Origin of the sequence: Bradyrhizobium sp. (assembly GCF_049519115.1) — a bacterium.
Classification (GTDB): domain Bacteria; phylum Pseudomonadota; class Alphaproteobacteria; order Rhizobiales; family Xanthobacteraceae; genus Bradyrhizobium.
This window is the reverse complement of record NZ_JBEKRB010000013.1, coordinates 1-20,138: the sequence shown is the minus strand read 5'-3', so window position 1 is coordinate 20,138 and position 20,138 is coordinate 1. Positions and strand designations below refer to the sequence as shown.

Genomic DNA, 20,138 nt, shown 5'->3' with positions numbered 1-20,138 from the left:
AAAAATGCTCGACTGGTCAGATACTGAACCTACCGCGGCGGCCCAAATCCCCGTCATCAATGCCTTGCGATCGGCTGTGCAAATTAAGCCGCAAACGTCCGATCACGCCATTCCAGGCGTGATCGACCGCAGCGGAGGCCGCGTTTCGGTCGACGAGAAGCGGATGATCAATTGCCGTGCCGACGTCAACCAGCTGCTTCCTCTCAAATACAAATGGGCGTGGGAGAAGTATCTCGCCGGCTGCAACAATCACTGGATGCCGACCGAGGTCTCGATGCAAGCCGACATCGCGCTCTGGAAGTCGCGCGATGGTCTGACCGAAGACGAACGGCGCGCTATCAAGCGCAACCTCGGTTTCTTCGCTGCCTCGGAATCGCTGGTCGGCAACAACATCGTGCTGGCGATCTATCGCCACCTCACCAACCCCGAATGCCGGCAATACCTGCTTCGCCAGGCTTTCGAGGAAGCCGTCCACACGCATACCTTTCAGTACATTGTCGAGAGCCTCGGCCTGAATGAAGGCGAACTGTTCAACATGTACCGCGAAGTGCCCTCGATCACCGACAAGGCTGCATGGGCGCTCAAACAGACGCAGCACCTTGAGGATCCATCGTTCTCGACCGGAACTCCGGATACGGACCGGGCCTTCCTGCGCGATTTGATCACTTTCTACGTCGTGTTCGAGGGCATGTGGTTCTACACCGGTTTTGCGCAAATCCTGTCGCTCGGCCGGCGTAACAAGATGGTCGGGATCGCCGAGCAGTATCAGTACATCTTGCGCGACGAGAGCATCCACCTGAACTTCGGTATCGATGTGATCAACCAGATCAAGATCGAGAACCCGCATTTGTGGACGCCGTCCTTTCAGGACGAGGTGCGCGACATGATCCGCGAAGCGGCCGAACTCGAGGCGGCCTACGGACGGGACACGATGCCGCGCGGCTTCCTGGGGCTGAACGCCAGCCTTTGCGAGCAGTACATGCACTTCATCGCCAACCGCCGTTGCGCGCAGATCGGTCTCGCGCCGGTTTTCGCGGAGGCCGAAAATCCTTTCCCGTGGATGTCGGAAGCGATGGACCTGAAGAAGGAAAAGAACTTCTTCGAAACGCGCGTCATCGAATATCAGAACGGTGGAGCGCTCACCTGGGACTGAGCCTGCAGCCGGCACTCTTCCCGACGATCACGGCCAAAGCCCCGGGACATTCCGGGGTTTTTCGTTGTGGTCGCTCAAACGCGGCGCGGCAGCTTCGCGTCAGACGCGACACCCTAAATCTTTAATTACTTTGATTCGGCGGGGCTTAAGCGCTTCGTGGGCAGCACCATCGACACCGTCCGCTTCCCCATCGTATCCAATTACAATTTTGTGAATCGCCTCCCGGACGGAATGAAACCTTTATCGGGGGTGTCTAATTCAGTAAGAGAGACACGAGAGGAGACCCCTATGAAAACGACAATTCTTCTGGCGGCAGTGACGATGGCGATGACCGCCGGATCTGCGATGGCGAGGCCCGCGGGCCCCGTCAATTACGGCCAAAGCGTCTATTGTGCGACCCGGGAAGCCGGAAATCCCCACAGCAGGTTGTGCGACTATATGGCCTGGAGCGGCTGGCGGCGGCGCGGCGGCTGGGATGCCTCGCTGGATAACGCCTGCCTGATGAACCCGCGTTTCGTGCCAAACGAATGTAACGGTCGCCTCTAAGCCTTACTTTCCCGCGGGGGGGGTGGCCAATCGGGCACATGGCGCGATCGCCGGCGCCTTGATATCTAGCCCGTATGCAACCCAACTACGCGGCCCTGGCCATCGTCCTCATTTATATGGGCGGCCTCGGATTTCTGACGAGCATCGTCCAGAAGTCGGTGAGGACCGCGGCGACCTTCACGTCGGGCACCACTGGCTCCGGGGTACCTGCTGTCCTCGTCGGGCTGATGCTGATGTCCGAATTCATCGGCACGTCGGCGAGCGTCGGGACCGCGCAGGAAGCCTACGTCTCCGGAATTTCAGCGGCGTGGAACATCATCGCGCTCGGCGCGGGCTTTCTGTTCTACGCGTATTTCCTCGCCGGAAAATACAAGGCGTCCGGTCACAACACGATCTCGGGCGTGTTTGCCGAGGTCTATGGTCCATCGACCAAGATCGCGACGTCCCTTGTCATGATCTTTGCGCTTCAGATCGTGGCGGTAGCGCTTTATGCCGGCGGCGGCGCGATCCTCAGCGTGCTGCTCGCCGTGGACCGGACGCTGGCGACCGTTATTTGCGGGGTCGTCGCTGTGCTCTATGTTTTCGTCGGCGGCATGAGGTCGGTGGTCTACACCAACGTCATCCATTCGGTGATGAAATATGCCGGTGTCGGTATTGCGCTGTATTTCGGATTGAGCAAAGTCGGCGGTCTTGCAGAATTGCAGGCCCGCCTGCCGGCCGAGATGTTTTCTTGGACGAATGTGGGCGTCAGCCAGATCCTTGCCTGGTTCATCGCCGGTATCGGTGCGACCTTCTCGACCCAATATGTCATTCAGGCCATCAACACCGTCGAGACACAACAAAAGGCCCGGGTCGCTAGCCTCAGCGCCGCGCTGTTGCTGGTGCCCTTCGGCATCGCGACCGCGCTGATCGGAATGTGCTCGCTGGTCCTGTTCCCCGGCATCAAATCCATCAACGCCTTCTCGGCCCTGATCGCCGACATGAATGGCCCGATGGCGGGTATCGTCGCGGCCGGATTGGCCGCCTCGTTGTTTGGCACCATCGCTGCCATCAGCGTTTCGACCGCTACCCTGCTCTACAAGGATTTTTACTTGAGGTTCATCGGCACCGAAGGCGACGACGGCAGCTCGCTCAACTTCGTTCGTATCGCGACGGTGATCGTCGGCCTGCTCCCGATTGCGCTGGCGATCTACACTCCGAACATTCTGCAAATCACGTTCCTGGCCAAGGCGATCCGGGCTTCACTGGCCATTCTGGTGCTGCTCGTCTTCTACGCGCCATGGTTCGGCACCAGCCGCGGCGCGCTGTTCAGTATCCTCGGCTCGATGATCGTCACCGTCGCCTGGTTTCTGTTCGGCAACCCCTTTGGCATCGACAACGCCTATGTCGCATTGGTGCTGCCGCTGGTCGTGATGGGTGCAAGTTCGTTGGTGAGCAGGATCGGGACCGGCGCGTCGGACCTGAAACGGGAACTGCCCTAGCTAGGGCGTTGCTTGCCGGCCCAGGGAGGGGCGGACGAGAACAAAGTTCCCGGTATCCTGGTCATCTAAGCGTTACGCAAACCGGCCACCCTGACGAAGTAGCCGAGCGCTATCGCTCTCTGGGGTAGGTGAAAAGGGCGGCGCCCGGCTACTCGGCCGCGCGGCGGTGCGGCCTTTTGATAACATCATCAATGATTTAAAATTTCGTCTTCATTCGCCATAACAAGACGCGAATGGAGCCGGCGATACCGATCACCCAAACGCCGTCGATATTGCCTTGAGCTTGCAAAACAAAACCGCCGCGGACCGATCGGGTCCGCGGCGGTTTGGATTATACCAACCTGTTCCGCTTAGAGCTTGATGCGGAAACCGGTCACGACAGCGGCCGTGCTGATGTCGTGACCAGGTGCAGGTCCGGAAAAGGTGATGCCCTGGAGTACCTTGGTGCCGGGGTTGCCCGGAAAAGCTGCAGCCAAACCACCGCGCACCTGGGCCCAGGTTGCGCCGGCATAGACGTCGAGATGCTTGTTCAGAGCGTAGTCAGCCAGGAACGAGACCTGGTCATAGCCACCGGCGCACGTGATCGCACTCGCGCCACCAGTCGCCGGACAAGCTGCGTTGTCGGCGACGTAGGAGTTCTGGTTGACGTGGTAGTACGCACCGGTGAGGCTCAAGCCCCACGCGAAGTCATACTTCACGCCTGTCCAGTAGAAGTCGAAAACCCGCGCAGTCGTAAATGCGTTGTTGTCCAACAATGTGAGCTGATATCCGCCGGCAGAGTTACCCTGGGTGATCGGCGTATTCGGATTGGCGTTGCGGACGTTGGAGTAACCCGCGAAGATCGTGAACTTGTCGACCGGCAGCGGCTCGGCCTTGGCGGCTTTGGTGTACATGGGCGCAGACGACGAGGACGATCCGAGCTGCCACGTATATTTGCCCATCACCGACACCTCGGTATCGTCGGACATGTTGGCAAAAAGCGTCGTGCCGTTAAGCGGAAGGTTGGCTGCCGACTGCAGGTTCACGGCGCCGTGTTCCCTGGTGTAGGTAGCCTCTGCTGAGAAGCCGCCTACATGCCCGCCGAACATGAAGGCGTAAGCATCGCCGAAGAAGCCAGTGGCGTTGCCGCCATTCGAATACATCGCGCCAGCAGTGATCGGGCCGTAGTCATAGACGTACTTGGCCGAATTGTCCCAGCGCGCCGCTTCCGTGCTGCCGGCACCGCCGTTGGTGCCGGAGTAGCCGAGCAACGACAGGGCGTAGGACAGCGCCATCGGGTCGTAAGTGGCGATGCCGTCGAGCTGGAAGGAGTTGGTCCGGCCGATGGTCAGCGTGCCGTACTGCTTGTTGCTGATACCGCCCCAGAGCTGGCCGTTGAAGGCCTGGCCGCAGCGGCCACTGTCGGCGTTCGAAGTCTGCTGGTTGTAAGCCACACCCGCGTTCTGGATGAACGAGCTACAGCCGTCGGAAAGAGTACCTTTCAGCGGATCGATCCCGGTATCAAGGCGAGCAATCGCTTTCCAGTCGCCACCCAATGGTTCTTCGACCTTGACGCCGATGAAGGACTGCTGGAGAGCACTGTGTTGAATCGTCGAGATCGACTGTCCAGTATAGTTGCGGGTTGTCGTGAACGGCGAGTATTCAAGGCCCGAAACGACGCTGCCGAGTGGGCGTCCGTTGGTCTGGTAGGCGTAACCGAGATCGAGCGCGCCGATCGGCGTGATGCCATACCAGGTCAGGTTGTCGGGAATCGGATCCGGTACTTTCGGCGGCGTCCAGTCCGCGGCATAGGCAGTGCCCGCCAAGCCTGTCATTGCGAGCGCGATCGCAAGCGCTTTCTTCTTCATTTTAATACCCCCAAAAATCGGCCACCCCTGCGGACGTTCGTCCGTTCTTCGCTATGCCTGGCCAAACATAACGATCGATATATCTGACGGAACATAACGGGGGTGAATTCGGCCACAAGTGCAGCCGCGCAACAGTTGGAAACTAAGACGATTGGTTGCGCTTATTGCCGGATTTGTGATTGTAAAAGTCAGGTGCGGCGGGGTTGCGCGTCTGCGTCAGGCAGCGGGCGACGGTAAATTTGGTGGTTGGAAGCGAAGAGAGAATCGAGAAAGCGCACAGGAATTAGCTCAGCCCTTCCGGCCGACCGCGATATCCGCGCGCAGCGCCTGAAGCTCCTTGCGCGCCGCGCTCTCGGCCGAGCGCTCGATTTTCCGATAACGGGCTACCAGCGACAGGCCAAACGGCGTCAGCATCGCGCCGCCGCCATTCTTGCCGCCGGTTTGCCGCTCGACCGCGGCTTGCTGGCAGATGCGGTTGATTTCATCGACCAGATCCCATGCCCGCTTGTAGGACATGTTCATCGCCCGCCCGGCCGCCGAAATCGAGCCGCAGCTGTTGATATTCTCAAGCAAGAGGATTTTGCCCGGACCGATCTTGCCCTCGGAATCGAGATCGATCCGAACGCTGAGAGATGGCAACGATGTCGGCGATGACTTGCGCATGGTCTGCTTGTTCATCTTCAAAAACCAACCGGCGAGTCTGGACTCGCCGGTATCTTCTTTGGTCGAGCTGGCTTCAATAGCAGCTACGTGGATCGACCTGAACGTATTGTCCAGATGGATACTTATAGTAGCAATTGCCCTGCGCCAGATAGTAGCCCGGGCGTGCGGCCGCTTGAGCTCCCGCGATCGCGCCAATCGTGCCACCGGTGATAGCGCCCACGGCAGCACCGACCGGCCGGCCGGTGATCAGGCCGCCCAGAACGCCGCCAACGATCGCGCCACCGACGGCGCCCGCGGCAGGATCGGGTGGCGGCGGCGGGGGTGGTGGTGCATAGGCGGCCACGGGAGGCGGTGGATAACCTGGGCCCGGGCCATCCGGCATCCCATCGTCCGGACCGGCAACATCGTCCATCACCTCAACGTCGGAAACATAGGTCGGCGGGCCATCCATCGGCTCTGGATAGAAGTACCAGACACCGCCGACGTCCCACCACCAACCCATGCGGCCGTTGTGCATTTCGTGGCGCCACCGTCCGCCCCCCCAGGCCAGACGGCCGTGATAGGGGTGACCGCCGAAGTTTCGCTGCGGAAAATTCCCGCGTACGACGCGAGCGCCTTGCGGACCCTGCGGTCCGCGCACCTGCCCGGTGCGGGGTACTTGCCCGGCACCGGGGCCTACCGGGCGCGCCGCCGGCGCAGCTGGACGCGCTGCCGGAGCGGCTGGCCTGCCCTGCCCTTGCGGCGGTGGCTTGTGTTGTTGCTCCTGCGCCTGCGCCGAGAACGCAAAAGCAGCCACGATCGATATCAACGGAACGGCGATCCGCGAGCGTTTGAGGGCACGCATGGTCTTGTTTCTCCACTGCCACGAGAGCCGGTATTATGGATCAGCCGCACATCGAAATCTACGTTGCCCGCTCGTTTGACATGAACACAAACGTAATGCCGCTGTCCCGCCATAAACATCGGGCGGACGCCGGCTTCGCGGGTGGCCAATTTGCACCGCACCGTCATTTCTTCGTGTTGCAAGGCGCTGTGTTCGCCTTATAGACCTGTGTCGCGGATCAAATCGGACATTCGTCGCCCGCTCGCCGCCAGCCGTTTTCGGATTGCACGTCCGAATTGGGCCACCAGGGGGTTCGAGGCCAAAGAGGACAGGACATGAAGAAATTGCTTGCGCTGCTCGTCGTACTCTTCGCAACCGCTGCGCTGGCGCAGCAAGACGACGCGCCGCCGACTGCGCCCTCGGGAAAGCCCGCCGCGCATGCCAAGTCGAAAGCGCCGAAGGCTGGTCCTCCGAAGTCGCTCGCCGAGAAGCTGTTGGCCTGCCTCGACATCGATGACGAAACCAAGGAGCGGCTCGACTGCTATGACGCGGCGATCCCGCCCAAGCCGAAGCCGAAAGCGTCGCCGGCGAACGGGGTCATGGATTGCCGCTACCTCAAGGAAGAAGACGAGCGACTGAAGTGTTTTAACGGCTTTGCGGAGAAAATCCCGAAATTCTCGTCGCGCTAGTGTCTCGATTCCGAAATTCGTGGCATTTTATTACGGAGCCACGTTTCGAACTTCGGAATCGAAAGGACACTAGCAAACCCATTGATCTAGTGTGGCTTTGGTTCAGAAGTCCGCATAGCGAACTCGCGGCAACAATGATTTGGACTTCTGAACCGCCATACTAGCCCTCAACGCGTCAAAGAGGCCGCAATGCCCCCGGGGCGAGGCGCCGATTGGCCAGTTTCCGCCGGTCCCGTCTGTTGATAAGCCTGTCCTCGCCGCTTTCGGCTCGATGGGCCGGGACCCGGCGTGTTATCGACATTGAACGCTTACATAGGACGGAAGAAAATACCATGCGGATCACCCTTGTCGGCTCGCGTCATTTCGGCGTGACGACCCTGCAAATGCTGCGTCAGCATGAGGTCGATGTGATCCGGGTGGTCGTCGCCGATGCCGACGACCGGCTCGCGGCGACGGCCCGTGACGCCGGTATCGAGGTGGTCGTGCAGGCCAATCCGAAACTGGTGGCTGCCTCCGAAATCGGCAAAGCGACCGACCTGATCGTCACCGCGCACAGCCATGCCCGAGTGAGCAAGGAAGCGCTGGCCGCCTCCCGCCTCGGCGGCATCGGCTATCATCCCTCCCTGTTGCCCCGGCATCGCGGGATTGCCGCCGTCGAATGGACCATCCGCGCGAAAGATCCGATTGCCGGCGGCACCGTGTACCATTTGGCTGATCGCATGGATGCCGGCGCGATCGCCGCCCAGGATTGGTGCTTTGTCAGAAAAGATGAAACCGCCCGACAATTATGGGAGCGCGCTTTGGCGCCGATGGGACAGAAATTACTTGCCGAAGTCATCGACTACGCCAAGGTACATAACGCTCTGCCGTCAAAGCCGCAGGACGAGCAATTCGCGACCAGCGCGCCGGCACTGGCGGATTAGCCCCGCCGCGCGCTATTTGATTTTCGGGACTCGATTTTGAATGTAATTCGTTGTTTCGGTGAAATTTTTCGCCCCAGAGGCGGCATATCAAAGTTTGACCATATTGTGCCCCGACCTCGACGATCATCAGGTCGAGAATGCGTATTTTGGTTTGCTGGTCGCAACATGGCGGCGCTTGATTTTCACCCTGCCGTCGCCCAGTTACTTTAACACGGAGTTTCGGCGCAGACCTCGCAGCCACGGTGAGCCGCGAGGGACTTGTGCCGATGTCGATCAATGGTGCATATGCGAACGGCCAGCTTTGTGGCAGTGCCGGATGGGGGAAGTGGAATGGATAAGAAATCTCTCAGCAGCTTCACGCGCCGCGCGGTGTTTGCGTTCGCGACCGTGCTTGCGGCCTCCTCCTGGAGCAGCGCCGGCCAAGCGCAATCCGGCGGGGCTTTTGCGGGCATGCAGGGGGTCTGGAGCGGCGGAGGCACGGTGACGCTGGACGATGGCTCGACCGAACGCATCCGTTGCCGCGCCACTTACGCCGTCGGCGAAGGCGGCAATGGCCTGCAGCAGACGCTGACCTGCGCCAGCGATAGCTACAAGTTCAACCTGACGAGCAATGTCGAGGCTAGAGGTTCTGCGATTTCAGGAACCTGGAGCGAAACCAGCCGCAACATCAATGGCGGTATCGAGGGGCGTTCGGGCCCCGGCGTGGTTCAGGTCGTCGCCACCGCGCCCGGATTTACCGCAAACATTTCCCTGACCACGCGCGGCAATAAGCAGTCGGTGGTCATCAGGGCAGAGAGCCAGTTCAAGGGCGCTTCGATTTCGCTGACCCGCGGCTGATTTCTGATCAAGACAACAGCTCGCCGGCGGTTCGCCATCTCGGCGCCGCCGGCTTTTTTATGCGGATCTATCCACCAGGCACGAAGGCCGTCACTTCGAGCTCGACCTTGGCTCTGACGTCGACCAGCCCATCGATATAAAGCAAGGTCGATGGCGGAAAATTCTTGCCCAGCGTTTCGCGCCAGGCCGCGCCAACCTCCCTGCCCGCGGCTTCGTATTCGCTCCGGCTCGTCAGATACCAGGTCAGGCGGACGATGTGCTCCGAGCCGGCGCCAGCCTCCGCGAGCAGGCGCACGATGCGTCGCAGCGCTGCGCCGACCTGGCTTGCCATATCGGGCGGATATTCGCCCTTGTCGTCGCCGCCGGTTTGGCCGGCCAGTACGATCCAGCGGCCGGGCGCATCGACCTCCACGCCATGGGAGAAACCTCGCGGTTTTGACCAGTCAGCCGGCTGCAAGATGCGCATGAAAATCCTCCCATGTGTCGCTACGAGTTCACCTCGCCACGCATTATAGCATCGGCAACTTTGCTCGTTGCAAACAAACGCCTGTTCGAAGATACCCGGCGTGCTCTGCCGACGCCACCTCGCCCTAGGCCGGATGAATTGTCCTGATGAATCGAACGCCTTCCAAACTGAAAGCCGCGCTGTGGATGGCCGGATTCTTAAGTCTGATGTTGCTGATGGCGATCTCCGGTCGCGAGGCCGCACGCGAGCTCAAGGTCTTTCAGATCATGGAGCTCCGGTCCACCCTCGGCCTGTTGATGCTCTGTCCAGTAATCTACTTCGCCGACGGCTTTACGATGTTGCGGACGTCGCGGCTGCCGATGCATGCGACTCGCGCCCTGCTGCACTATGCCGGCCAGTACGGCTGGTTCGTGGCGCTGACGCTGATCCCGCTGGCGCAGGTGGTGTCGATCGAATTCACCATGCCGATCTGGACCGCGATCCTCGCCGCCAGTTTTCTGGGTGAGCGGGTTACCGTATGGAAGATTGCGGCGATTGCGCTCGGGCTGATCGGCGTCTTCGTCATCGTGCGCCCGTCAACCGGCGAGATCAATCCCGGCCAACTGATCGCATTGGTCGCGGCCGTGACCCTTGGTGCCACGGTCGTGATGATGAAATCGCTGACCCGCACGGAGACAGCGCTTGCCATCGTGTTCTGGATGATGGCGATCCAGGCCCTGGTTGGCGCGCTCCCCACCCTTTACGTCTGGGTCTGGCCATCGCCACACGTCTGGGGCTGGGTGATCGCGGTTGCCTTCGGCGGGACCTTCTCGCATTTCTGTCTGGCCCGCGCGATGCTCTATGCCGATGCGACCACCGTGGTACCGATGGATTTCCTCCGCGTGCCGTTGACCGCCGCCGCCGGCTGGTTGATCTATGGCGAACGGCTGGACCTCTTCACCGTCCTCGGCGCGACGCTCATTCTGGCCGGCAATCTCCTGAACTTGAAGCCGCCGACGCCACGGCCCGCGCCGATCGAAGCTTGAAGCGTCTGCGAGCTATTTCCCTGCCGCTTTTCGCAGGGCTGCGTTGATACGGTCCTGCCAGCCGGCGCCACCTTCTCGAAAGTATTCGAGCACGTCCTGATCGATCCGCAGCGAAACCTGCTCCTTGACGCCGGGAAGCGTGAGCGTCTTCGGCGGCGCTTCCGCCTCCTTCTTGGTTACCTTCTTGAACGCGGCCTCCGCTTCCGAGCGGGCATCGTTGAGGGTTCGCGGTCGCCGCGGTTGATCCGACACGATTAGATTCCTTCGAATAGAACGGTTGAGAGGTAGCGCTCCGAGAACGAGGGCACAATCGCCAGGATGGTCTTGCCCGCGTTTTCCGGACGTTGCCCCAGCTTGATCGCGGCCGCAATCGCGGCGCCTGAGGAAATACCGCCGGCAATGCCCTCATTGCGCGCGATGGCGCGTGAGGTCTCGATGGCTTCCGCGCTGCTGATCTTGACGATTTCGTCGATGACGGAACGATCAAGGATCTCGGGAACGAAACCGGCGCCAATGCCCTGGATCTTGTGCGGCGAATGCTGACCGCCCGAGAGCACCGGACTTTCCTCCGGCTCGACGGCCACGATCCGCACCGAGGGTTTGCGGCTCTTGAGAACCTGCCCTACCCCCGTAATGGTGCCGCCGGTGCCGACGCCTGCGACAAAGATGTCGATGTTGCCGCCGGTATCGTTCCAGATTTCCTCCGCCGTGGTGCGGCGATGAATCTCCGGATTGGCGAGGTTCTTGAACTGCTGCGGCATCACGGCTTTCGGCGTGGTTCGCACCAGTTCTTCGGCGGTGGCAATCGCGCCCTTCATGCCCTGACCGGCCGGGGTCAGGACAATCTCGGCGCCAAGGAAGGCCAGCATTTTGCGCCGCTCGATCGACATCGACTCCGGCATCACCAGCTTCAACCGGTATCCACGCGACGCGGCTGCGAAGGCGAGCGCAATGCCGGTATTTCCTGACGTCGGTTCGATCAGAACGGTGTCGGCATCGATGAGACCGGCTTTCTCCATCGCCACGATCATGGCGACGCCGATGCGGTCCTTCACGCTCGCGGCAGGATTGAGATATTCGAGCTTGGCGAGAATGGTCGCTTTTGACCCGCGCTGTTGCGGCAGTCGCAGCAATCGCACAATCGGCGTGTCGCCGATCGCGTCCACGATGCTATCGAAAATCCGTCCTCGACCGTGATGCTGCACGGCACGCGTCGTTAACGATTCGTCCATCGCATGTCTCCGGTACAACCGCGTGAATGTTGAAAGTTGTTTTAGTAAAATTCAATGTGGCATTGCGCGCCTGGGCTGAAGCACTCAAGGGCCACAATTCGCTGCAGCGCAAAAATGATGGCGGCATCAAATATCGTAAAACCAACGTATTTGTGTTGCGACATGGTCAAACAAACTGTTGTATGTTGCAGTCAGGTTCAGATCGCAAAGGGAGGTCACGATGTCAGCCGTTGCTGAAGTCCTGTCCACCGTATCGCATAACGCGCATCCCCGTGGGAGTGATCTGCCGACCTGCCCGGTTTGTGCGGATTCGATGGTGGCGGCGGAAGCGTCAGCCTATTTGGCCGACAACATCGTGAGCTATCTCTGGACCTGCGACACTTGCGGCTATGGTTTTGTAACCAAGCATTCGCTCAAGCGTTTGGTCTGCAACTAAGTTCCGTTTATTCGCATTTTGGTCGTCGCGGAACCTCAGCGCGGCGCGATGTCGCCTTTTGCCCAGTCGCTTCGCGTCTGCTCGCGAAAACTCGCAAACGTGCCTTGCGAGATCGCCTGTCTGATCTCGCTCATCAGAAGCTGGTAGTAAGCGATGTTGATTTCAGACAGCAGCATCGCGCCCAGGGTCTCGCCCGACCTGACGAGATGATGCAGATAGGCGCGCGAAGTGTCGCGCGTGGCGGGCCACGAACTCGTTTCATCGAGCGGCCGCGAGTCGTCGACGTGGCGGGCATTGCGCAAATTGATCTGGCCGTAGCGCGTGAACGCCATGCCGTGGCGGCCGTTGCGCGTCGGCATCACACAATCGAACATGTCGACGCCGCGCGCTACCGCCTCGATCATGTCGTCCGGCGTCCCCACTCCCATCAGGTATCGCGGACGGTCGGCGGGCAGCAGTGGCGCGACCTCCTCGATCATCGACAGCATCACCGCTTGCGGCTCGCCGACCGCGAGTCCGCCGATGGCATAGCCGTGAAAACCGATATCGACGAGACCGCGCGCGCTCACGTGGCGCAATTGCGGGATATCGCCGCCCTGCACAATCCCAAACAGCATGTAGCCGGCAGGCGCGGTCTCGAACGCGCGCTTGGAGCGCTCGGCCCAGCGCAACGATAGCTGCATGGCGCGATCGATATCGCTTCGCTCCGCCGGCAGCCTGACGCACTCATCCATCTGCATCGCGATGTCGGAACCTAGCAGCCGCTGCACCTCGATCGACCGCTCCGGCGACAACTCCACCATCGCGCCGTCGATATGCGAGCGAAAGGTGACGGCCTGTTCCCTCACCTTTCGAAGTTCGGACAGCGACATTACCTGAAAGCCGCCGGAGTCGGTCAGCATCGGACCGTTCCAGCCGGTGAAATGCTGCAAGCCGCCGAGCGCCGCAATCCGCTCCGCACCGGGCCGCAGCATCAGATGATAGGTATTGCCGAGCACGATGTCGGCTCCGGCATCCCGCACCTCGCGCCAGTGCATGCCCTTGATGGCGCCGGCCGTGCCGACGGGCATGAAGGCCGGCGTCCGCACCACGCCATGGGGTGTCGTCAGCCGGCCGGTTCTCGCAGGGCCATCGGTTGCAAGCAGTGCAAAGTGATTGGGTACGCTCATGGGAGCGGCTTATCGCGTCCAATGACGCTCTATTCAACCTGGGTTTAAGGAATTTGGGGCAAAATCGGTTGACGATATGCTGATCCTTGCCCATAAGTCCGGTCCCATGACCAACGCGACCGCCAAAACCACGACCAAAACCAAGCCCTCCGGGGGCTCGGGAGGTGTGCGCGCGTAGTCAAACGACCGCATCATCTGAACCAAAGCCCCGCCCCTGAAAGGTCCGGGGCTTTTTTATTGCCTCAAGCATGCTCAAACGAAATGGAGACCAACGTGCACAGAGACCCTGTAGTTGCCATTGCCGGCGTGACCGGCGCCGTCGGTGGCGAATTCATCGCCACCTTGAACAAGCGCGGATTTCCGGTCCGCAAGCTCAAGGCGCTGGCCGGTGCACGGTCGGCGGGCAAAACGATCGGCTTCCGCGGCGAGACCATCGCAATCGAGGAGCTTCGCGAAGACTCCTTTGACGGCGTCGATATCGCGCTGTTTTCGGCCGGCAGCAGCGTCTCGCGCAAGTTCTCACCGATCGCGGTGAAGGCCGGTGCGGTCGTGATCGACAACTCCTCCGCGTATCGCATGGACCCCAACGTGCCGCTGGCGATCCCCGAGATCAACGGCCGGCGTATCGCCGAGCATAAGGGCATCATTGCCGTCCCCAACTGTTCGGCGATCACGGCGCTGATGCCGCTGTGGCCGATCCACCGGCAGAACCGCATCAAGCGGATGATCATTTCGACCTATCAGGCGGCCTCCGGCGCTGGTGCTGCGGCGATGGATGAGCTAGTGGCTTCGACCCGCGCGAGCCTTGCCGGCGAGCGCTATGTTCCCACCGTGCTGCCGCACCCATATGCCTTCAACGTCTTCAACCACGACACCAAGGTCGATCCCGAGACCGGCTATAACGAAGAAGAGACCAAGGTGATCAAGGAGACGCGGAAGATCTTCGAAGACGACGCAATCGCGATTGGGATCACCTGCGTGCGGGTGCCGGTGCTGCGCGCCCATAGCCAGGCGATCACCTTCGAATGTGAACGGCCGATTTCCGAAGATGAGGTTCGCAAGATCCTGGCGAATGCACCCGGTGTCAAAATCGTCGACGACCGCGTCAGGAATTATTTCCCGATGCCAATCGAGGCATCAGGCCAGGACGACGTCCTGGTCGGGCGTATCAGACGCGACCTCAGCGACGCAACCGGGCATTCGATCTCGCTGTTCGTCGCCGCGGATCAATTGCTGAAGGGCGCGGCGCTGAACGCAGTGCAGATCGCGGAATTACTGCCGGAACGCGTCGCGGCCTAACACCGTGAAGGGTCAATCGTGCCCACGAAACAGGAGGCAGGCATCGCCGTAGGAATAAAACCGGTAGCCGCTCGCGATGGCATGAGCGTAGGCACGCTTCATGGTCTCAAGCCCTGAGAAAGCCGAGACCAGCATGAACAGCGTCGAGCGTGGCAAATGGAAATTGGTCAGGAGAATATCGACCGCGCGAAAGCGATAGCCGGGCGTGATGAAGATCGCGGTGTCGTCGGAAAATGGCTGGATCTCGCCATTCTCGGCGGCCGCGCTCTCTAACAATCGTAGCGACGTGGTGCCGATGGCGACGACGCGGCCACCCTTCGCGCGCGCTGCATTGAGCGTTTCGGCGACCTCTGGCGAGATGGCGCCCCACTCGGAATGCATCTTGTGTTCCGTGGTGTCGTCGACCTTGACCGGCAGGAACGTGCCGGCGCCGACATGAAGAGTAATGCGATTGAGGCCGATGCCGCGCTCACGCAGCGCCGTCTCCAGGTCGGGCGTGAAATGCAGGCCGGCCGTGGGGGCCGCGACCGCGCCGTCATTGGTGGCGAACATGGTCTGGTAGTCGGCCGCGTCGTGCTCGTCGGGTGCGCGTTTGGAGGCGATGTAGGGCGGCAGCGGCGGACTGCCGAGGTCGGCAATCGCAGCATCGAGCGCCGGCCCGTGAAACGAAAACGACAGCGTCACCGCGCCGTCTTCACCTTTTTCTTCCACCTCGGCATCGAGGTGGCCGAGCAGACAGATCCTGCCTTCGCTGCCGAAGCGAACGACGTCGCCGCGCGCGAGCTTTTTGGCCGGCTTGACCAGGGCTTGCCAGCGCGAGCCGTCGAGCCGCTTGATCAGCGTCGTATCGATTTTCGGCTCAGTCTCGCGGCCGATCCGCCGCCCCCTGAGTTGGGCCGAGATCACCTTGGTGTCGTTGACGACAAGCTGATCGCCCGGCTTGAGCCATTGCGGCAGGTCCGACACCGTGCGGTCGTGCAAGCGCGCGCCCGGCTCGACCACCAATAGCCGCGCGGAATCCCGCGGCTGCGCGGGGCGCAGCGCGATCCGCTCAGCGGGCAATTCGAAGTCAAAGAGATCGGTGCGCATCGTGATTTTTTGCGCCCTCGCCCCGTTCCCTCATCCTGAGGAGCGCGTTAGCGCGTCTCGAAGGATGAGGTCAGGGCGTCGAGGCTTCTTGTGGCCTCACGGTTCGAGGCGCCCGCTTTGCGGGCTCCTCACCATGAGAAAAGGTCACGCCTCATCCAGCGCCATATGCGCCTTGACGATCTTGTCGGGATCCTTGACCGGCTCGCCGCGCTTGATCTTGTCGACGTTTTCCATGCCCGAGGTCACCTGGCCCCACACCGTGTACTGCTTGTTGAGGAACGGGGCATCGTCGAAGCAGATGAAGAACTGGCTGTCGCCAGAATCAGGACTTGCGGCGCGCGCCATCGACGTAGTTCCGCGTACATGCGGCTCCGCATTGAACTCGGCCTTGAGCTTGGTGCCGGAACCGCCGGTGCCGGTGCCCTGCGGGCAGCCTGTCTGGGCCATGAAGCCGTCGATCACGCGGTGGAACACGATGCCGTCGTAAAATCCCTCGCGCACGAGTTCCTTGATCCGCGCGACGTGGTTCGGCGCCAGATCGGGCCGCATTTCGATGGTGACGGGGCCCTGCGTGGTTTCGAGGATCAAAGTATTTTCTGTATCAGCCATGCTCGCTTCTCTGTTGGTGAAGGTTTACGGTTGTGAAATCTGATCGCAAAAGGACGGCCAGCCGCGGCGCCAGCCATTGCATCTGTAAATGGCATCGGCGTGCAGCGCTGCAACGCCTCCATGGCCGCAATCCGGTATAGTAAACGATCGTTATCGTCCGCTTGTTCCGATTCATAGGTGACGCGGGGGCGGCCCAGAATTTCCCCCGCCCGGTTAAAGCTGACGATCACGGTAATATCGATATCGGGATGGGCCCACGTTAAGTTCGGCGGACGCCAGCACGTCCTGAGCCTCGCGAAAATATCCGCAATGGTGTTCACCTGCGCCGGTTGCGCCGACAGAGGTGTGAGCCCAACGAGCCAAAACCCCGCGACGCATATCAAGGACAAACGGCGAGGCCGGCTCGTCACCGTCACTTCATGTCGGCGGCGACCTGCACCTTCACCATCTTGTCGGGATCGGTCACCGCACCGCCCGCTGATCCGGGGTCCGCCTTCTTCAGCTTGTCGACGACGTCCATACCCTGCACCACTTCACCGATCACGGTGTACTTGTTGTCGAGCGGCGCACCGTCTCCGAACATGATGAAGAACTGCGAGTTGGCGGAATCGACGCTGTCGCCGCGCCGCGCCATGCCGACGATGCCGCGCTTGAAGTGGACGGTGGAGAATTCCTGCGTCAGGTTCGGATATTTCGATCCGCCGGTCCCGTTGAAATTCTGGCCGTCGCCGGTCTGCGCCATGAATCCGTCCATCACGCGATGAAACGGCACGTTGTTATAATAGCCTTCGCGGGCCAGTTGCTTGAGACGCTCGGCGTGCTTCGGCGCGATGTCCGTGCGCAGCTTGATGATAATGCGTCCCTTGGTCGTGTCGATGACGATGGTGTTTTGCTTGTCGAGATCGGCAGGCAACGGCTGGGCGATGGCGGGCGCAGCGCATAGCAGCGCGACGAAAACGGCGAGAATTCGGATCATGGAAGCTCCAGCGTTAAGAGAAGATATCAACGGCCGAATTTGGCCTTGAGGCGTTTTGCAATGGCCTTGGGCACGAAGTTCGAGACGTCCCCACCCATACCGGCGATCTGTCGCACCAGTGTGGCAGTGATCGGGCGAACGGTCGGTGAGGCCGGCAGGAAAACAGTGCGGACCCCCGGCGCCATGGTCTCGTTCATGCCGGCGATCTGCATTTCGTAGTCGAGGTCGGTGCCGTCCCGCAAACCTCGGATCAGGATGGTGGCTCCGACGCGCTTGGCGGCGGTGACCGTGAGGTCATCGAAGGTAATGCAGTCGAATTCGCATTTGGCGTGGCTGGCAACCGGTTCGAACACCTCGCGGAGCATCGAAAGTCGATCCTCGACTGAAAACAGCGGCGCTTTTCCGGGATGGACGCCGATCGCCACCACCAGGCGGTCGCAGAGGTCGACGGCATGCCGGACTACGTCCAGATGGCCATTGGTAACGGGGTCGAATGAGCCGGGATAAAGCGCAATGCGGGGCATGAAACGTCCTACCCCGCCCCGCTTGGGGCTGCAAGCAGGTCTCAATCAGGCTTGGGACGACCTTGCCGGTTATATTTCGTCGGCCATTGAACCATTTAGGGGCGCGACGCGTCTTCTGGCCAGGGCCGGCTTTGTTTCGTCCCGGATCGGGCGACGAAACAAAAAGACGGCCGGATGAAACCATTTTCGGCCATTGGCCGACTGCGGCGAAGAACTCCGGAAACGCCGGGTTTGTATCAAGACGACAGATAACGAGGGCCACCAAGGCTCGGTGACAGGGGACCGTCATGATCAAGACTCTTTCAGCCTTAGCTTTTGTCGCGTGCCTCGCCGCCGCGCTGGCCGTTCTGCCGGGCTTTGCGCCGCAAGTCGAAGCCAGCGTGCCGCGCGCACTTGCCAAGGCCGACCGCCTCGATATCCACCCGACCGGCCGCAACTGCTCAGAACAGGCCTGGCCGCATTTTGAGGCTTCCTGCCTGCGTACGGTAGGTTCCAAGGTGGCCGTACGCGAGGCCCGTCTGGTTACTGCGGACCGCACGCGATAGTCGCGCTATTGCTTCGCTAACTCTCGTGGTGACGACTTCCGGCTCCCTTTCCGGCTAAGCTTCCAACGGCACGCTCTGGGCGTGCCGAAAAGTGTTATTCGGGTCGAACGCCGCCTTGATCTTCGTCAGCCGGGCGAGGTTGTCGCCCCAATAGGCTTTGGCGTACCCGTCGCCGAGATCGAGATCGCAATAATTCACGTACGACGCGCCGGAGACATACGGCCGCATCGACGCATACAGCGTCCGCATCATCGCGATACTGGTCTCGTTGGCCCCTGGGCTCTCCCACTGCATGAAATACTGGATGAGGTATTTCGTGGCGCCGCGGTGGACGAACGCTGTGGCGTCAGAAGCAACCTTGTTGATGGCGCCGCCGTAGCTGTCGAATAGCACCGCAATCTCGCCGGGCGCCTTCTGCAACCCATCCAGCAGCGTCAAAATCCCCTGCTCGGTCATGGGTTCGGTAACGTAGTCGGACTTTGCCTTCATCAGAACCGATTCATAGGCCGGCCCGCCGCCGTTGAAGATGTTCGCGGCCTTGGCGAACGTCATTGTGGTCGTGACGAGTATCTCGGCTGGGCCTGCGAGTTTTTGCAGGCGTTTCATCTCAGCCGTCAGCTTGCTCTCGGAATCGACCGACAGGCCGGCGATATGCACCTTGATCACTCCGCCCGCTTCTTTGGTCAGGTGAAGCGTGCAGGTGATTGCGGACGGCAGACTATCGAGCCATTCCTGCCAGGCCAGCACGATCTTGGCGGCTTGAGCCGCCGGCTTGCTCCAGGTGATGGCGAACTTGGCGATGAGGTTGACCGCGCTGGTGCGGAAGTTGAATTTGGTCACGATGCCGAAGCTGCCGTTGCCGCCGCCGCGCAACGCCCAGAACAAATCGGGGTTTTCGCTCTCACTCACATTCAAGACATTGCCGGAGGCATCGACGACCTCCATCGACAACACGCTGTCGCACGCCAGTCCAAAAGGGCGTCCCAGCAGGCCGAAGCCGCCGCCCAGCGAATGACCGGCGACGCCGACGGGAAAACAGCTGCCAGCGGGGATCGCAAGATGAGAAGGTTCGAGGGTACCATAGATAACGCCCAACGAGGCGCCGGAGCCGATCGACACCGACTTCTTGTCGGCGGCGAGCTGGGTAGCGGCCATGCCGCGTACATCGATGACGAGATCGGCGTTCTGCGAAAGGCCTTCATACGAGTGTCCGCCGGAGCGGATGGCGAAGCTGACGCCGTTCCCGGTCGCCCAGCGGACGGCTTGGCCCACGGCCTGGGCGCTCGACGCGACGACACGCACTTGCGGCGTGATCTGCTTTCGCTTGCTGTACGAAGCATTATAGTCAAACTTGTTGGGAGCTCCGCTCCCCGAAATCAGAACCAGATCCTTTTTGGGATCGAACTCAGCCTTCAGCGCTGCGATCGGCAGACTGGTCGCCGCTTCCGCCTTGCGGATCTCGAGCAGCGAACTGCCGACGATCAGGTTTGCCGAGAAGGCGCCGGAGGCTTGCAGGAATTCACGGCGCTTCATGCTGTCCCTCGTATCCGGCTAACCGTGGCGCGTAAAAGCGCAAGGCGATGAAGTGAAACGTCGCCTAACAAGTCTGTTTCACCCCGAAGGGCGGACATCCAAGACGCGACGGCGATGTCCGTTAATGGGATGGACCGGCTGCTTCCCCCGCGGGATAGTCTGCAGAGACTACCTCACAGCACCCGGAGAAGCAGCCCATGACCACGCCCTTGGCCTCGATCGGCATCGATATCGGTAAGGAAGTTTTCCATGTCGTCGGCTTTGGCACCGACG

At 61.0% G+C, this 20,138-nt stretch carries 23 protein-coding genes; 10 read left to right on the top strand and 13 right to left on the bottom strand.

Going from position 1 to position 20,138, the window contains the following annotated elements; genetic code table 11:
- Positions 1-4 precede the first annotated feature (4 nt).
- From ABSE61_RS12635 to ABSE61_RS12625, 3 genes are all read left to right on the top strand, one after another.
- Entirely contained in the window at positions 5-1,153 is a 1,149-nt protein-coding gene (locus ABSE61_RS12635; RefSeq protein WP_423871449.1) for a ribonucleotide-diphosphate reductase subunit beta, read from the top strand.
- A gap of 288 nt (positions 1,154-1,441) precedes the next feature.
- Complete coding sequence (locus tag ABSE61_RS12630) at positions 1,442-1,699, top strand: hypothetical protein (RefSeq protein ID WP_423871448.1); 258 nt, start codon at positions 1,442-1,444, stop codon at positions 1,697-1,699.
- Between the two features lie 74 nt (positions 1,700-1,773).
- A complete protein-coding gene (locus ABSE61_RS12625) occupies positions 1,774-3,180 on the top strand; it encodes a sodium:solute symporter family protein (protein WP_423871447.1) in 1,407 nt (468 codons plus the stop codon).
- A 350-nt stretch (positions 3,181-3,530) separates the two neighbouring features.
- Here ABSE61_RS12625 and ABSE61_RS12620 read toward each other — a convergent pair whose 3' ends face one another.
- The 3 genes from ABSE61_RS12620 to ABSE61_RS12610 all read right to left on the bottom strand — a co-directional run bounded on the left by ABSE61_RS12620 (position 3,531) and on the right by ABSE61_RS12610 (position 6,534).
- Positions 3,531-5,027 carry a porin gene (locus tag ABSE61_RS12620; RefSeq protein ID WP_423871446.1) on the bottom strand — a complete coding sequence of 499 codons (1,497 nt, stop codon included), beginning with the start codon at positions 5,025-5,027 and terminating at the stop codon, positions 3,531-3,533.
- 288 nt (positions 5,028-5,315) lie between these two features.
- Positions 5,316-5,690, bottom strand: a complete 375-nt coding sequence (locus ABSE61_RS12615; RefSeq protein WP_423871540.1) for a winged helix-turn-helix domain-containing protein — start codon at positions 5,688-5,690, stop codon at positions 5,316-5,318.
- A gap of 73 nt (positions 5,691-5,763) precedes the next feature.
- Positions 5,764-6,534: a hypothetical protein gene (locus ABSE61_RS12610; RefSeq protein WP_423871445.1), complete on the bottom strand. Its 771-nt coding sequence runs from the start codon at positions 6,532-6,534 to the stop codon at positions 5,764-5,766.
- Positions 6,535-6,848: 314 nt separating this feature from the next.
- Here ABSE61_RS12610 and ABSE61_RS12605 point away from each other — a divergent pair, with 314 nt between their 5' ends.
- The 3 genes from ABSE61_RS12605 to ABSE61_RS12595 all read left to right on the top strand — a co-directional run bounded on the left by ABSE61_RS12605 (position 6,849) and on the right by ABSE61_RS12595 (position 8,962).
- Entirely contained in the window at positions 6,849-7,202 is a 354-nt protein-coding gene (locus tag ABSE61_RS12605; protein WP_423871444.1) for a hypothetical protein, read from the top strand.
- Between the two features lie 332 nt (positions 7,203-7,534).
- Complete coding sequence (locus tag ABSE61_RS12600) at positions 7,535-8,125, top strand: formyltransferase family protein (protein WP_423871443.1); 591 nt, start codon at positions 7,535-7,537, stop codon at positions 8,123-8,125.
- Between the two features lie 330 nt (positions 8,126-8,455).
- Entirely contained in the window at positions 8,456-8,962 is a 507-nt protein-coding gene (locus ABSE61_RS12595) for a hypothetical protein (RefSeq protein WP_423871442.1), read from the top strand.
- Positions 8,963-9,029: 67 nt separating this feature from the next.
- On the opposite strand, the gene ABSE61_RS12590 is transcribed toward ABSE61_RS12595, so the two are convergent.
- Complete coding sequence (locus ABSE61_RS12590; protein WP_423871441.1) at positions 9,030-9,428, bottom strand: RidA family protein; 399 nt, start codon at positions 9,426-9,428, stop codon at positions 9,030-9,032.
- Between the two features lie 146 nt (positions 9,429-9,574).
- Here ABSE61_RS12590 and ABSE61_RS12585 point away from each other — a divergent pair, with 146 nt between their 5' ends.
- On the top strand, positions 9,575-10,453 hold the full coding sequence (locus tag ABSE61_RS12585; protein WP_423871440.1) for a DMT family transporter: 879 nt from the start codon (positions 9,575-9,577) through the stop codon (positions 10,451-10,453).
- Between the two features lie 12 nt (positions 10,454-10,465).
- On the opposite strand, the gene ABSE61_RS12580 is transcribed toward ABSE61_RS12585, so the two are convergent.
- Positions 10,466-10,705: a BrnA antitoxin family protein gene (locus ABSE61_RS12580; RefSeq protein WP_423871439.1), complete on the bottom strand. Its 240-nt coding sequence runs from the start codon at positions 10,703-10,705 to the stop codon at positions 10,466-10,468.
- Between the two features lie 2 nt (positions 10,706-10,707).
- Positions 10,708-11,685, bottom strand: coding sequence for a cysteine synthase A (gene cysK, locus ABSE61_RS12575; protein WP_423871438.1), 978 nt, complete (start codon positions 11,683-11,685; stop codon positions 10,708-10,710).
- 220 nt (positions 11,686-11,905) lie between these two features.
- Here cysK and ABSE61_RS12570 point away from each other — a divergent pair, with 220 nt between their 5' ends.
- Positions 11,906-12,121: a hypothetical protein gene (locus ABSE61_RS12570; protein WP_423871437.1), complete on the top strand. Its 216-nt coding sequence runs from the start codon at positions 11,906-11,908 to the stop codon at positions 12,119-12,121.
- A gap of 35 nt (positions 12,122-12,156) precedes the next feature.
- Here ABSE61_RS12570 and tgt read toward each other — a convergent pair whose 3' ends face one another.
- Positions 12,157-13,290, bottom strand: coding sequence for a tRNA guanosine(34) transglycosylase Tgt (gene tgt / locus ABSE61_RS12565; protein WP_423871436.1), 1,134 nt, complete (start codon positions 13,288-13,290; stop codon positions 12,157-12,159).
- Between the two features lie 261 nt (positions 13,291-13,551).
- On the opposite strand from tgt, the gene ABSE61_RS12560 reads away from it, so the two are divergent.
- Positions 13,552-14,589: an aspartate-semialdehyde dehydrogenase gene (locus ABSE61_RS12560; protein ID WP_423871435.1), complete on the top strand. Its 1,038-nt coding sequence runs from the start codon at positions 13,552-13,554 to the stop codon at positions 14,587-14,589.
- A gap of 12 nt (positions 14,590-14,601) precedes the next feature.
- Here ABSE61_RS12560 and queA read toward each other — a convergent pair whose 3' ends face one another.
- The 5 genes from queA to coaD form a co-directional block, all read right to left on the bottom strand.
- Positions 14,602-15,678 (bottom strand): tRNA preQ1(34) S-adenosylmethionine ribosyltransferase-isomerase QueA, encoded by a 1,077-nt coding sequence (queA, locus tag ABSE61_RS12555; RefSeq protein WP_423871434.1) that lies wholly within the window; start codon positions 15,676-15,678, stop codon positions 14,602-14,604.
- Between the two features lie 144 nt (positions 15,679-15,822).
- The gene (locus ABSE61_RS12550) at positions 15,823-16,287 is read right to left on the bottom strand and encodes a peptidylprolyl isomerase (protein WP_423871433.1); all 465 of its coding nucleotides are present in this window, start codon (positions 16,285-16,287) and stop codon (positions 15,823-15,825) included.
- The gene (locus ABSE61_RS12545; RefSeq protein WP_423871539.1) at positions 16,263-16,670 is read right to left on the bottom strand and encodes a UCP034077 family protein; all 408 of its coding nucleotides are present in this window, start codon (positions 16,668-16,670) and stop codon (positions 16,263-16,265) included. The genes ABSE61_RS12550 and ABSE61_RS12545 overlap by 25 nt, the downstream gene beginning before the upstream one ends.
- A 29-nt stretch (positions 16,671-16,699) precedes the next feature.
- Positions 16,700-17,263 carry a peptidylprolyl isomerase gene (locus ABSE61_RS12540; RefSeq protein ID WP_423871432.1) on the bottom strand — a complete coding sequence of 188 codons (564 nt, stop codon included), beginning with the start codon at positions 17,261-17,263 and terminating at the stop codon, positions 16,700-16,702.
- Positions 17,264-17,289: 26 nt separating this feature from the next.
- Complete coding sequence (coaD, locus tag ABSE61_RS12535) at positions 17,290-17,787, bottom strand: pantetheine-phosphate adenylyltransferase (protein ID WP_423871431.1); 498 nt, start codon at positions 17,785-17,787, stop codon at positions 17,290-17,292.
- Positions 17,788-18,074: 287 nt separating this feature from the next.
- On the opposite strand from coaD, the gene ABSE61_RS12530 reads away from it, so the two are divergent.
- On the top strand, positions 18,075-18,332 hold the full coding sequence (locus ABSE61_RS12530; RefSeq protein ID WP_423871430.1) for a hypothetical protein: 258 nt from the start codon (positions 18,075-18,077) through the stop codon (positions 18,330-18,332).
- A gap of 54 nt (positions 18,333-18,386) precedes the next feature.
- Here the strand turns inward: ABSE61_RS12530 and ABSE61_RS12525 are convergent, their stop codons facing one another.
- On the bottom strand, positions 18,387-19,865 hold the full coding sequence (locus ABSE61_RS12525) for an FAD-binding oxidoreductase (protein ID WP_423871429.1): 1,479 nt from the start codon (positions 19,863-19,865) through the stop codon (positions 18,387-18,389).
- Between the last annotated feature and the right edge of the window lie 273 nt (positions 19,866-20,138).

Coding starts and splice junctions, on each gene's coding strand:
- ABSE61_RS12525 (WP_423871429.1), bottom strand. CDS start 19,865: ATGAAGCGCCGTGAATTCCTGCAAGCCTCCGGCGCCTTCTCGGCAAAC.
- ABSE61_RS12540 (WP_423871432.1), bottom strand. CDS start 17,263: ATGATCCGAATTCTCGCCGTTTTCGTCGCGCTGCTATGCGCTGCGCCC.
- cysK (WP_423871438.1), bottom strand. CDS start 11,685: ATGGACGAATCGTTAACGACGCGTGCCGTGCAGCATCACGGTCGAGGA.
- ABSE61_RS12615 (WP_423871540.1), bottom strand. CDS start 5,690: ATGCGCAAGTCATCGCCGACATCGTTGCCATCTCTCAGCGTTCGGATC.
- ABSE61_RS12635 (WP_423871449.1), top strand. CDS start 5: ATGCTCGACTGGTCAGATACTGAACCTACCGCGGCGGCCCAAATCCCC.
- coaD (WP_423871431.1), bottom strand. CDS start 17,787: ATGCCCCGCATTGCGCTTTATCCCGGCTCATTCGACCCCGTTACCAAT.
- ABSE61_RS12605 (WP_423871444.1), top strand. CDS start 6,849: ATGAAGAAATTGCTTGCGCTGCTCGTCGTACTCTTCGCAACCGCTGCG.
- ABSE61_RS12570 (WP_423871437.1), top strand. CDS start 11,906: ATGTCAGCCGTTGCTGAAGTCCTGTCCACCGTATCGCATAACGCGCAT.
- ABSE61_RS12600 (WP_423871443.1), top strand. CDS start 7,535: ATGCGGATCACCCTTGTCGGCTCGCGTCATTTCGGCGTGACGACCCTG.
- ABSE61_RS12590 (WP_423871441.1), bottom strand. CDS start 9,428: ATGCGCATCTTGCAGCCGGCTGACTGGTCAAAACCGCGAGGTTTCTCC.
- ABSE61_RS12625 (WP_423871447.1), top strand. CDS start 1,774: ATGCAACCCAACTACGCGGCCCTGGCCATCGTCCTCATTTATATGGGC.
- ABSE61_RS12595 (WP_423871442.1), top strand. CDS start 8,456: ATGGATAAGAAATCTCTCAGCAGCTTCACGCGCCGCGCGGTGTTTGCG.
- ABSE61_RS12585 (WP_423871440.1), top strand. CDS start 9,575: ATGAATCGAACGCCTTCCAAACTGAAAGCCGCGCTGTGGATGGCCGGA.
- ABSE61_RS12610 (WP_423871445.1), bottom strand. CDS start 6,534: ATGCGTGCCCTCAAACGCTCGCGGATCGCCGTTCCGTTGATATCGATC.
- ABSE61_RS12630 (WP_423871448.1), top strand. CDS start 1,442: ATGAAAACGACAATTCTTCTGGCGGCAGTGACGATGGCGATGACCGCC.
- ABSE61_RS12620 (WP_423871446.1), bottom strand. CDS start 5,027: ATGAAGAAGAAAGCGCTTGCGATCGCGCTCGCAATGACAGGCTTGGCG.
- ABSE61_RS12530 (WP_423871430.1), top strand. CDS start 18,075: ATGATCAAGACTCTTTCAGCCTTAGCTTTTGTCGCGTGCCTCGCCGCC.
- tgt (WP_423871436.1), bottom strand. CDS start 13,290: ATGAGCGTACCCAATCACTTTGCACTGCTTGCAACCGATGGCCCTGCG.
- ABSE61_RS12550 (WP_423871433.1), bottom strand. CDS start 16,287: ATGGCTGATACAGAAAATACTTTGATCCTCGAAACCACGCAGGGCCCC.
- queA (WP_423871434.1), bottom strand. CDS start 15,678: ATGCGCACCGATCTCTTTGACTTCGAATTGCCCGCTGAGCGGATCGCG.
- ABSE61_RS12560 (WP_423871435.1), top strand. CDS start 13,552: ATGGAGACCAACGTGCACAGAGACCCTGTAGTTGCCATTGCCGGCGTG.